At 70.1% G+C, this 11,354-nt stretch carries 8 protein-coding genes; 7 read left to right on the forward strand and 1 reads right to left on the reverse strand.

Going from position 1 to position 11,354, the window contains the following annotated elements:
- Positions 1 to 258 precede the first annotated feature (258 nt).
- From ACZ3TI_RS36905 to sbnA, 5 genes are all read left to right on the forward strand, one after another.
- Positions 259 to 1,848: an MBL fold metallo-hydrolase gene (locus tag ACZ3TI_RS36905; protein ID WP_465734248.1), complete on the forward strand. Its 1,590-nt coding sequence runs from the start codon at positions 259 to 261 to the stop codon at positions 1,846 to 1,848.
- Positions 1,849 to 2,126: 278 nt separating this feature from the next.
- Positions 2,127 to 4,355: a non-ribosomal peptide synthetase gene (locus ACZ3TI_RS36910; RefSeq protein ID WP_465734250.1), complete on the forward strand. Its 2,229-nt coding sequence runs from the start codon at positions 2,127 to 2,129 to the stop codon at positions 4,353 to 4,355.
- A complete protein-coding gene (locus tag ACZ3TI_RS36915; RefSeq protein WP_465734252.1) occupies positions 4,352 to 5,344 on the forward strand; it encodes a TauD/TfdA family dioxygenase in 993 nt (330 codons plus the stop codon). The genes ACZ3TI_RS36910 and ACZ3TI_RS36915 overlap by 4 nt, the downstream gene beginning before the upstream one ends.
- Before the next feature lie 50 nt (positions 5,345 to 5,394).
- Positions 5,395 to 6,432: a 2,3-diaminopropionate biosynthesis protein SbnB gene (sbnB, locus tag ACZ3TI_RS36920; protein WP_465734254.1), complete on the forward strand. Its 1,038-nt coding sequence runs from the start codon at positions 5,395 to 5,397 to the stop codon at positions 6,430 to 6,432.
- A gap of 43 nt (positions 6,433 to 6,475) precedes the next feature.
- The gene (sbnA, locus tag ACZ3TI_RS36925) at positions 6,476 to 7,474 is read left to right on the forward strand and encodes a 2,3-diaminopropionate biosynthesis protein SbnA (protein ID WP_465734256.1); all 999 of its coding nucleotides are present in this window, start codon (positions 6,476 to 6,478) and stop codon (positions 7,472 to 7,474) included.
- Positions 7,475 to 7,638: 164 nt separating this feature from the next.
- Here the strand turns inward: sbnA and ACZ3TI_RS36930 are convergent, their stop codons facing one another.
- Positions 7,639 to 7,845 (reverse strand): MbtH family protein, encoded by a 207-nt coding sequence (locus ACZ3TI_RS36930; RefSeq protein ID WP_465734258.1) that lies wholly within the window; start codon positions 7,843 to 7,845, stop codon positions 7,639 to 7,641.
- A gap of 624 nt (positions 7,846 to 8,469) precedes the next feature.
- On the opposite strand from ACZ3TI_RS36930, the gene ACZ3TI_RS36935 reads away from it, so the two are divergent.
- Both ACZ3TI_RS36935 and ACZ3TI_RS36940 read left to right on the forward strand, forming a co-directional pair.
- Complete coding sequence (locus ACZ3TI_RS36935; protein ID WP_465734260.1) at positions 8,470 to 10,290, forward strand: ABC transporter ATP-binding protein; 1,821 nt, start codon at positions 8,470 to 8,472, stop codon at positions 10,288 to 10,290.
- A gap of 93 nt (positions 10,291 to 10,383) precedes the next feature.
- The coding region (locus tag ACZ3TI_RS36940; protein WP_465734262.1) for a thiamine pyrophosphate-dependent enzyme at positions 10,384 to 11,354 on the forward strand (971 nt) is incomplete at its 3' end.

Genomic DNA, 11,354 nt, shown 5'->3' on the forward strand with positions numbered 1-11,354 from the left:
AACGCAGGTCGGCCGTCCGCAGGCTGACGCGTCCGGCCGACAATGCGGCTGTGGTGGCCCGGCATTGATCAACGATGCGACCCGATGCCATAGTGAGGAGCCGTAGCACCGCGCCGTGCAATGAGTTGCGTGTCAGCTGCATTTCGTCAATGGCCGCAGGCCTTTTCTCTTTTCCCGTCGAATACGGCGCGACTGTCGGTTTTGCCATGCGATCCCGGGCCCGTAGTTCGGCAGCAGAGTTCCAGTTGGAGGGAACACATGGGCGACAGTAGCGAGCTGAGGTATCTCCGCTCGAACGTGATCATCGAGCCGCTGGTCGACAGGTTCTACGCTTGGATGTTCACGTTCGCACCGGTCCCGGCGTCGATGAACCTGGCGTTCCTGCAGGTGCCGCTGCTCGAGTCGTACCTGCAGTCCCCACAGGTGCACGTCGCGGCCAGCAACAACCCCGACCTGCGCGGCGGTTACTTCGTCAACGTCCCCGAGGAGCGCGCCGGCGAGGTCGCGGAGCTGCTCGAGACGATCAAGAGGGACCGGGCCGACATGCTGGCCTTCGCCGAGGCGATCGCCGAGGGCGAGGAGCTGGTGCGCCAGAACGCCACCGGCTTCGACCTCACCCCGCTCTACCCGAAGCTGCCGACCGCCCTGAACGGGCTGGTCGAGATGGCGTACGACACCAGCAACCAAGCCGCGCTCCGCTTCCTCGAGCCGCTCACCTACAAGAGCCCGGCCTTCGACGAGCGGCGCCAGTCGGTTCAGCTGTCGCTGGACGACGGTGTCGAGCGCCCGTTCATCCTGAGCACCCCGCGGCTCCCCTCGCCCGACGTGCTCGAGCTGCAGATCCCGTTCAACCACCCCGGTCTGGAGGCGCTGTTCCAGGCCCGGATCAAGCCCACTACGGCCGCCAAGCTGGTCGAGGCGCTCGGCCTCGACGACACGCAGGCGGCGCAGCTCGACAAGCTGCTGACCACCGAGCCGAGCCTGTCCGCGGACCGGCACATCAAGGATGGCGGCCGGATCCGCTACTTCGGCCACGCCTGCCTGGTGCTGCAGACCCCCGACGTGTCGATCGTGACCGACCCGTTCATCAGCACCGACAACACCCAGGGCGACCGCTACACCCTGGACGACCTGCCGGACTACATCGACCTGGTCCTGATCACCCACGGGCACCAGGACCACATCGTGCTGGAGACCCTGCTGCAGCTGCGCGGTCGGGTCGGCGCCATCGTGGTTCCGCGCTCCTCTCGGGGCAACCTGGAGGACCCGTCGATGGGCCTCTACCTCCGGGAGATCGGCCTGCCGGTGATCGAGGTCGACGACTTCGACGAGGTGCCCTTCAAGGGCGGCCGCGTGGTGGCCACCCCGTTCCTCGGCGAGCACTCTGACCTGGACATCCGCTCCAAGTCGACTTTCTGGGTCGAACTGGCCGGGAAGAACGTCTTCGTCGGTGCGGACTCCTCGGGCATCGACCCGGTGCTCTACCGCTACATCCGCAACAACCTGGGCCAGGTCGACATGGCCTTCCTGGGCATGGAGTGCGACGGCGCACCTCTGACGTGGCTGTACGGTGGCCTGTTCACCAAGCCGGTCACCAAGAAGATGAGCGACTCGCGCAAGCTGTCCGGCTCGAACGCCGCACAGGCCGGCGACATCATGGTCGAGCTGGGCGCCACCGAGGCATACATCTACGCCATGGGCGAGGAGAGCTGGCAGGGTCACGTGATGGCCACCACCTACCACCCGGACACCTACCAGCTCAAGCAGATCGAGGAGTTCCTCGGCTGGTGCAAGGAGCGCGGCTTCACCGCCGAGCACCTGTTCAACCAGCGTGAGTGGCGCTGGTAGCAGTCTCGGGTACGACCTTCGGCCCGCTGCGGGGTCCATGCTCGCGACCCGGTGTCGCGACCAGACCGCGCGGCGGGCCCGGGCGGCTCCCCCGCAGCCGTACCGCACACGGTTCGCCGAGCGGTCGACCGACGGTACCGGGCCGCGCTCGGCAGTCTCCGCGGCCGGCCCTGCCCGACCCTCACGCGCGGCTCCGGCCGGGCGGCCGGACGGCCGCCCGGCATTTCTTGTGGGCGACCGATCCGGGTCCGTGGATCGGCTGAACGAGGGAACTCTCAATGATCGACAGCACCCGCCGTCCCGACGACGGCGCACCGATGCGGGAGTACTTCCCCGTGGTGCCCGCGGATCTCGCGACCGCGGTCCAGCGGCTCGCCGACGCCTCCGGCGTCGGCACCGACACAGTGCACCTGGCCGCCCGGCTCAAGGTGGCTGCGGCGGTCACCGGCTCCTCCGACCTCTCGTCGGACGAGGGCAGTTGGGAGGACCTGGTCGCCCGGGTGGCCACACCGCGGGGGCGGGCCGAGGCCGAGCTGGCCTGGCAGGGCGTCGGCGCCCAGGGGTACGTGCCGCCGGCGCAGGTCGCCGGCTACCTGCTGACCGCCCTGCACCGGCTGACCGCAGACCCGGGCGAGCCCCACCAGCTGCGCAGCCTGCTCCCGGAGGCGGAACTGCGCAGCCAGCTGGAGGCGTTCGCCGGCCCGGTCCGCCCGCTGCCCGATCGCCGCTTCCACGAGCTGTTCGAGGAGCGGGTGCGCCACCACCCCGACGTCGTCGCCGCCGTGCAGGGCGAGCGCCGTTGGAGCTACCAGGAGCTGAACCGGCGGGCCAACCGGATCGCCCGGCAGCTGCACCAGCGTGGGCTACGCTCCGAGGACGTTGTCGCCGTGGTGACCGAGCGCACCCTGGAGTGGCTGGCGGCGGTGTTGGCGGTACTCAAGGCGGGCGGCTGCTACCTGCCCCTGGAGCCGCACTTCCCGGCCGACCGGATCACCGCAGTACTGGGCCGCAGCGAGGCCCGCTGGGTGCTCGCCGAGCGCGGCGTGCCGCACCTCGACGAGGCGCTCCGCGGCCGCTCCGGCGTCGAACTCTCCTACCTGGACGAGCTGCTGGCCTGGCAGGGCCCGGACCACGACCTCGGGCTCACGGTGGCCGCCGACCAGCTCGCGTACATCTACTTCACCTCGGGCTCCACCGGCGAGCCCAAGGGCGCGATGTGTGAACACGACGGCTTCCTCAACCATCTTCTGGCCAAGATCGAGGATCTCGGCATCGAGGAGGGCCAGGTGGTAGCGCAGACCGCGCCACAGTGCTTCGACATCTCGCTGTGGCAGCTGGTCAGCGCGCTGCTGGTGGGCGGCCGCACCCACATCATCGAGCAGGAGACCGTCCTGGACGTCCACCGGTTTGTCCGGACGGTGGCCGACCACGGCATCCAGGTGCTCCAACTGGTCCCCTCCTACCTGGACGTGGTGCTGTCGGCGTTGCAGGAGCGGCCCCAGCCGCTGCCCGCGCTGCGCTGCGTCTCGGTGACCGGTGAGGCGCTCAAGAAGGAGCTCGCCCAGCGCTGGTTCGCCGCTTTCCCTAACGTGCTCCTGGTCAACGCCTACGGGCTCACCGAGACTTCCGACGACACCAACCACGAGGTGATGGACCGGGTGCCGGACCAGCGGTCGGTGCCGATCGGGCGACCGGTCCGCAACGTCCGGGTGTATGTCGTGGACGATCGGCTCGACCCGGTCCCGCTGGGCGCTCCCGGAGAGATCGTCTTCTCCGGGGTCTGCGTCGGCCGCGGCTACATCAACGACGAGGCGCGCACCAAGGCGGCGTTCGGCCTCGACCCGCACCGACCGGGTCAGCGGCTCTACCGCTCGGGCGACGTCGGCCGCTGGCTGCCCTCCGGAACCCTGGAGTTCCTCGGCCGACGGGACTCGCAGGTGAAGATCAACGGCTTCCGGATCGAGATCGGCGAGATCGAGAACCGGCTGCTCCGGGTCCCGGGCGTGCGGGACGGCGCCGTTGTGATCGCCGGCGGTGCCGGGAAGCCGCAGCTGGTCGGCTACTTCACCGGCCGGGACGCTCCGTCCCCCACCGACGTCGGGCAGGCCCTGACGGCGGCGCTGCCCGCCTACATGGTGCCGCAGCGCCTCTACCGGATCCCGGAGCTGCCACTCACCGCGAACGGCAAGACCGACAAGAAGGCGCTGCTGCGGATGGCCGCCGAGTCCGAGCGGGCCCACGACGGCGCCCTCGAGGCACCGGCGACCGACTCCGAGCGCCGGGTCGCCCTGCTGTGGGCCGAGCTGCTGAAGCTGCCGCTGGAGCGCATCGGCCGCGGCTCGCGATTCGCCGAGCTCGGCGGCACCTCGATGACCGCGATCCGCCTGGTGATCGCGCTGGACCGGGTGCTGACGGTCAAGGACCTGGCTGACACCCCCACAGTCGCCGAGGTGGCGGCCCTGCTGGACCGGATCAATGCAAGCTCCCCCGAGAGGACGACACCGTGACCTCCACGACCATCCCCGATCCGGCGGCCCCGGGCGCGCAGCGCCGACCCGGCGGCCTGCACGTCCTGACGGCGACTCCCGGCCCCGGCGGGGCCGCCGGCTGGGCGGCCGGGCACCGCGACGAGGTGCGGGCGTTGGTCGCCGAGCACGGGGCAGTGCTGCTGCGCGGCTTGGACGTCGGCTCGGCCGCCCAAGTGGCCGCGGTCGCCGACGGCCTGGGCATCGGGAGGATGACCGAGCGGGAGCGGTTCGCCCCGCGCGGCACGCACGCCGACGGCGTCTACTCCGCCTCCGAGTGGCCCGCCGACGAGCCCATGTGCATGCACCACGAGCTCAGCTACGCCGCCGAGGTCCCGAGCCTGCTGCTGTTCGGCTGCCTGACCGCGCCGACCGGCGGCGGGATGACCGAGGTTGCGGACGGCCAGGAGGTGCTCAAGGCTCTGCCCGCCGAGCTGGTGGAGCGCTTCACCCGCGAGGGCTGGCTCCTCACCCGGATGTACCACGAGGTCGGTGTCCCCTGGAGCGACGCGTTCCAGACCGATGGCCGGGCCGAGGTCGACGCCTACTGCGCGGCCGCCGGTCTGGAGCACGAGTGGCTGCCCGGCGACCGGCTGCGTACCCGGCAGCGGCGTGCCGCCGTGGTCCGGCATCCGCGCACCGGTGCCCAGGTCTGGTTCAACCAGGTGGCCTTCCTCAACGAGCGGACCATGGACCCGGTGATCCGCGACTACCTGGTCGACGTCTACGGCCCCGACGGCCTGCCCTTCAACACCGCCTACGGCGACGGCTCGGCGATCTCCGACGAGACCGTCCACACGATCAACGAGGTCTACCTCAAGGCTGCGGTCGGCGAGCCCTGGCAGGACGGCGACGTCCTGCTGCTCGACAACCTCCGGATGGCACACAGCCGGGCCCCCTACCAGGGCAGGCGGGAGATCGTCGCCATCCTCGGCGACCCGGTCCGCCTTCCCGACCACCTCCGGTCCTGACCCGGCCCCAGCCGATCTGCCCACGCCCAGCCCAGAACCACGGAGTCCGCATGTCCGACAACACCGCTGTGCCCCCGTTCGCCGTGATCTCCGGCGGCCAGGTCCACCGGGTCCTCGACGGCCGGCACCGGCAGGTCGTCGATCTCATCGACTCCGCCTACCGCGCACACGGCGCCGGTGACACCGTCAACCCGCCGTCATACTTCCTGCGCTTCCCCGACCGCCCCAGCTCCCGGATCATCGCGTTGCCCGCCTCCATCGGCGGCGAGACCCCGGTGGACGGCATCAAGTGGATCTCCAGCTTTCCGGAGAACCTGGAGCGCGGCATCCCCCGCGCCTCGGCCGTGCTGATCCTCAACGACCACGACACCGGCTACCCGCTGGCCTGCCTGGAGAGCTCGATCATCAGTGCCAGCCGCACCGCGGCGTCCGCGGCGCTGGCGGCCGACCACCTCACCAGGCACGACGACCGCCCCCGGCGGATCGGCTTCTTCGGGGTCGGCCTGATCGCCCGCTACATCAACGACTACCTGGCCGGCACCGGCTGGTCCTTCGACGAGTTCGGCGTGTTCGACCTGTCCGCCGAGCACGCCCACGGCTACGCCGACTACCTGAAGCGCTCCACCGACGGCTCGGCCAGGGTCACCGTGCACGGCAACGCCGAGGACGTGGTCCGCGGCAGCGACCTGCTGGTCTTCGCCACCACCGCCAGCGCCCCGCACGTCACCGACCCGGCCTGGTTCTCGCACAACCCCGTGGTGCTGCACGTCTCGCTGCGCGACCTGTCCCCCGAGGTGGTGCTCTCCTCGACCAACATCGTCGACGACGTCGAGCACTGCCTGAAGGCGGACACGTCAGTACACCTGGCCGAACAGCAGGTCGGTCACCGCGACTTCATCGACGGAACCCTCAACGACGTGCTCACCGGACGGCTGAGTCCGACCCCCGACCGGCCGACGATCTTCTCGCCGTTCGGGCTCGGGGTGCTCGACCTCGCGGTCGGCAAGCACGTCTACGACACCGTGCTCAGTGCCGGAGAGCTGGGAGTCGTCGAGGACTTCTTCCACGAGCTGCGCCGCTACGGCTGACCGGCCCGGACCCCCTGACAAGCGCGGCTGCGGGAGGCACGCGGTGATCATCTCGGCACCTCACGAATACAATGAGGCCGGTCTGTACGTAGACCTGACCTCTTCCTTCGAGCTGCCCCTCCATCTCAAGTGCGAGGGCTTCAACTTCTCCGGCTCGATCAAGCAGAAGCCCGCCCTGGAGATGGTCGAGACGGCCGAGAAGTCGGGGCTGCTCGGCTTCGACTCGATCCTGGTGGAGTCCTCCTCGGGGAACCTGGGAGTCGCGCTCAGCATGATCGCGGCGAGCAAGGGCCACCGCTTCGTCTGCGTCACCGATGCCCGTTGCAATCCGGCCACGCGCCAGATCATGGCGGCGTTCGGCGCCGAGGTGCACGTCATCACGGAGCCGGATCCGGTGACCGGGTTCCTCGGTGCTCGGCTGGCGTACGTCCAGCGGCTCTGCGAGAGCGACGAGCGCTACCTCTGGCTCAACCAGTACGTCAACTCCGACAACTGGCGGTCCCACTACCGACTGACGGCTCCACAGATAGCCGACCAGTTCCCAGAGCTCGACCTGCTCTTCGTCGGCGCCGGAACCACCGGCACTCTGATGGGCTGCGCCCGCTGGTTCAAGGAGCACCGGCCCGGCGTGCGGATCGTCGCGGTGGACAGCGTCGGCTCAGTGGTCTTCGGCGGACCGGCGGGACGCCGGATGATCCCCGGCCTCGGCTCCGGAGTGCGGCCGCCGCTGCTGGACGAGTCCCTGGTGGACGAGGTGGTGACGGTCCCGGAGGCCGACACGATCCGGGCCTGCCACCGACTGGCCGGCCACGGGTTCCTCTTCGGCGGCTCCACCGGAACGGTGGTGTCCGGCGCCCAGCGCTGGTTCGCCGAACACGGCTCGGACTCCGACGAGTTGATCGCGGTGGCGATCGCGCCGGATCTGGGCGAGCGCTACGTGGACACCATCTACCGGCCGGACTGGGTCCGCGAGCACTACGACTCCGCGGTGTCGGAGGCGGCCGTCCCGGGACCGGCGGTCTCGGAACCGGCGGTGAGGTAGCGAACGAAGGAACGCGGCACAACGCCCGCCCGCCCGGCAGTCGGCCGGGCGGGCGGGCGTTGTGCCGCGAGTGTCCCGCGAACGTGCCGCCTGCGTCCTTCACATGTCCCGAGAAAGCCGCTCGGCCGGCCACGAGGGCCGGCCGAGCGGGTGGTGGGTCCTCCTCAGCCCATGGCCTCGATCAGGCTCTTGGGGCGCATGTCGGTCCAGGACTTCTCAATGAAGTCCAGGCACTCCTGCCGTGCGGCCTCACCGAAGACGGTGGTCCAGCCCGCCGGAACGTCCACGAATACCGGCCAGAGCGAATGCTGACCCTCCTCGTTGACCAGGACCAGGTAGTTCGCATCGGGATCGTCGAACGGGTTCGTCACCACGCCGTCCTTCCTCAGGTGAATTGGATGTGGATCGCGCGCGGTGATCCGCCGTCGCCGGCACCATTGTCCGCCGGCACCGGAAGTGCGGGTGCGGTCAAACCCGCTTCCCACACCAGACCGTGCTCGCGCCGGGACGCCGGCACTGCGCCGAACTCCACTATGGAGGAAGTCCCGCAGCTGATCAATGCAGTCGTTCAACCGCCGTACTGCGGCAGTTGAACGACTGGGCCGTCACCCTGGTCGCGGGGGACGGGCGCAGCCGAACCGCACCTGCCCGAATATTGATCAGCGCAGCAGCCGAATGGGATAGTGAGGCGCCGCTGTGACCGCTCGCGTCGCGGGTCGGGCCATCGAAAACCACGAGCGATCAACACCGCGCAACCCCAGAGCAGTCGACTCCGCAGTGCCCGAGAAACCGTGGCGGCTCGGAATATCCGGTTGCGATCACCTTGGGCATCCTGAAGCGGTCGACGCGGCGACCGCCGAGTTCCTTGACGCACACTGACGAGGTAGGTATTCGTGGCCAAGACGGGCGGCCCGGGCACGGGTCCGACGCTTCCGCGCTTCGACAAGAACTCCGTCACCGGCCAGCAGGTCAAACCCGGTACACTCCGGCGTGTCGTGCCCTACGCGATGCGCTACCGGTGGTCGCTGGCGATGCTGCTGCTGGTCACGGTGATCGACGCCGGAATCGCGGCGACAAGTCCCCTGCTACTCAAGGCGATCATCGACGACGGCATCATTCCCCGGCGGCTCGCGACGGTGCTCTGGCTCGCCGGGACCATCTGCGTGCTGGCCGTGGTGGACGCGGTGGCCCTCTACGTCCAGTCCTGGTTCTCGGGACGGATCGGCGAGGGGCTCGTCTTCGACCTGCGCACCAAGGTGTTCCGACACGTCCAGGAGCAGCCACTGGCCTTCTTCACCCGGACACAGACCGGATCGCTGGTCAGCCGGCTGAACACCGACATCGTGGGGGCCCGGCAGGCGCTGGCCACCCTGCTCTCCCAGAGCGTATCCACGCTGATGACCCTGGTGCTGGTGCTCGGCTCGATGTTCTTCCTGTCCTGGCAGATCACCGTCACCGCCCTGGTGATGATCCCGATCTTCTTCGCCCCCGCGAAGATGGTCGGCCGCAGGCTGCAGCGGCTCACCCGTGAACGCATGCAACTCGACGCCGAGATGGGCTCGATGATGAACGAGCGGTTCAACGTGTCGGGGGCCATGCTCGCCAAGCTGTACGGCCGGCCGGACCAGGAGTCCGGCCTGTTCGAGCAGCTGGCCGGCCGAATTCGCGACATCACCGTGGCGTCGGCCGTCTACGGGCGCCTGCTCTTCATCACGGCCACCGTGCTCACCGCGCTGACCACTGCGCTGGTGTACGGCCTCGGCGGCTACCTCGCCATACACGACGGACTCCAGATCGGCACGCTGGCGGCCATGGTGGCGCTGCTGCTGCGGCTCTACGGCCCGATCAACCAGCTGACGACCATGCAGGTCAACGTGATGACCGCGCTGGTGAGCTTCGACCGGGTCTTCGAGATCCTGGACCTGAAGCCGCTGATCGCGGAACGGCCGGACGCGCGGGTGCTGCCCGCCGCCGAGAACGAGGCCGCGCCGGAGGTCGAGTTCGACCTGGTCTCGTTCCGCTACCCGGGCGCCGACGAGGTGTCGATCGCCTCGCTGGAGTCCGTCTCCGCGCGGGCGCCGGAGGGCGCCGACAACCCGCTGACCCTGCAGGAGCTCAGCTTCGTCGCCCCGGCCGGGAAGCTGACCGCGCTGGTCGGTTCGTCCGGCGCCGGCAAGACCACCATCACCCAGCTGGTGCCGCGGCTCTACGACCCCACCTCGGGCACCGTCCGGGTCGGCGGTCACGACATCCGCGACCTCACCCTGCAGTCCCTTCGCGACACGGTCGGCGTGGTCACCCAGGACTCCCACCTGTTCCACGACACGCTCCGGGCCAACCTGCTGTACGCACACCCGGACGCCACCGAGCAGGAGGTGGTCGAGGCCTGCACCGCCGCACGGATCTGGGACTCGATCTCCGCGCTCCCGGACGGCCTCGACACGGTTGTCGGCGACCGCGGCTACCGGCTCTCCGGCGGTGAGAAGCAGCGGATCGCCTTGGCGCGCCTGCTGCTCAAGGCGCCTCCGATCGTCGTCCTGGACGAGGCCACCGCACACCTGGACTCGGAGTCCGAGGCCGCGATCCAGCGCGCGCTGAAGACCGCCCTGGTCGGCCGGACCTCCCTGGTGATCGCGCACCGGCTGTCCACCATCCGCGACGCCGACCAGATCCTGGTCATCGACGCGGGCCGGATCCGGGAGCGCGGCACCCATGACGAACTGCTCGCGGCGGGCGGCTTCTACGCGGACCTGTACCACACCCAGTTCGCCCAGAAGGACTCGGTCGGCACGGAGCTCCACTCCGAGGTCCACTGACCGGCCCGGCCCGGTCCTCCGTCACACACCGTCCGCCCGCTGCTCGCTCGACCGGACGCGGCGGGCGGACCCCACCACCCCGGAGAAGCCGAGATGACCGCGCTCGACCACCGCCGCCAGACCACCGCACCCGGGTGGTTCCCCGGCGCGACCGGCCCCCGCACCGACCCGGCTCCGCTGCTCCCGGACGACTCCCCCGTTCGGATGCTCGGTACGCCCGCCGTGGCGAGCACAGATCCGGCGTTGCTGCTGGACCTCTACCGCCGCCTGGTGGTGGGCCGGCGCTACAACCAGCAGGCCACCGCCCTGACCAGGCAGGGCCGGTTGGCGGTGTACCCGTCGTCCGCGGGTCAGGAGGCCTGTCAGGTGGCGGCGGCGATGGTGCTGCGGCCCGGGGACTGGTTGTTCCCGAGCTACCGGGACACCCTGGCGGTGGTCGGGCGCGGGGTGGATCCGTTGGAGGTGTTGACGCTGCTGCGCGGGAACGGGCACACCGGTTATGACCCGCGGGCGACGCGTACCGCGCCGTTGTGCACTCCGCTGGCGACTCAGGCGCCGCACGCGGTGGGCCTGGCACACGCGGCGCGGCTGGCGGGTGATCCGCTGGTGGCGCTGGCGATGCTCGGCGACGGCGGCACCAGCGAGGGTGACTTCCATGAGGCGCTGAACTTCGCAGCGGTGTTGAACGCGCCGGTGGTGTTCCTGGTGCAGAACAACGGCTACGCGATCTCCGTGCCGCTCAGCGCGCAGTCCGCCGCGCCCAGCCTGGCGCACAAGGCCGTCGGCTACGGGATGCGCGGGCGCCTGGTGGACGGCAACGATGTGGCGGCGGTGCACCAGGTGCTGTCGGAGGCGGTGGAGCGGGCCCGGGCCGGCGGCGGCCCGACCCTGGTGGAGGCGTTGACCTACCGGCTGGATGCGCACACCAATGCCGACGACGCCACCCGCTACCGGGAGTCGGACGAGGTGGCCGCCTGGCGGGAGCACGACCCGATCCTGCTGATGGAGCGCGCGCTGCGCGGACTCGGCGTGCTGGACGACGCCCTGGTGCAGGAGTCGGCGGA

This window comes from Kitasatospora sp. NPDC023120 (assembly GCF_055560835.1).

Bases quoted from the DNA above. Each gene is read 5' to 3' on its own strand.
- sbnB (WP_465734254.1), top strand. From the start codon at position 5,395: ATGTCCGACAACACCGCTGTGCCCCCGTTCGCCGTGATCTCCGGCGGC.
- ACZ3TI_RS36905 (WP_465734248.1), top strand. From the start codon at position 259: ATGGGCGACAGTAGCGAGCTGAGGTATCTCCGCTCGAACGTGATCATC.
- ACZ3TI_RS36910 (WP_465734250.1), top strand. From the start codon at position 2,127: ATGATCGACAGCACCCGCCGTCCCGACGACGGCGCACCGATGCGGGAG.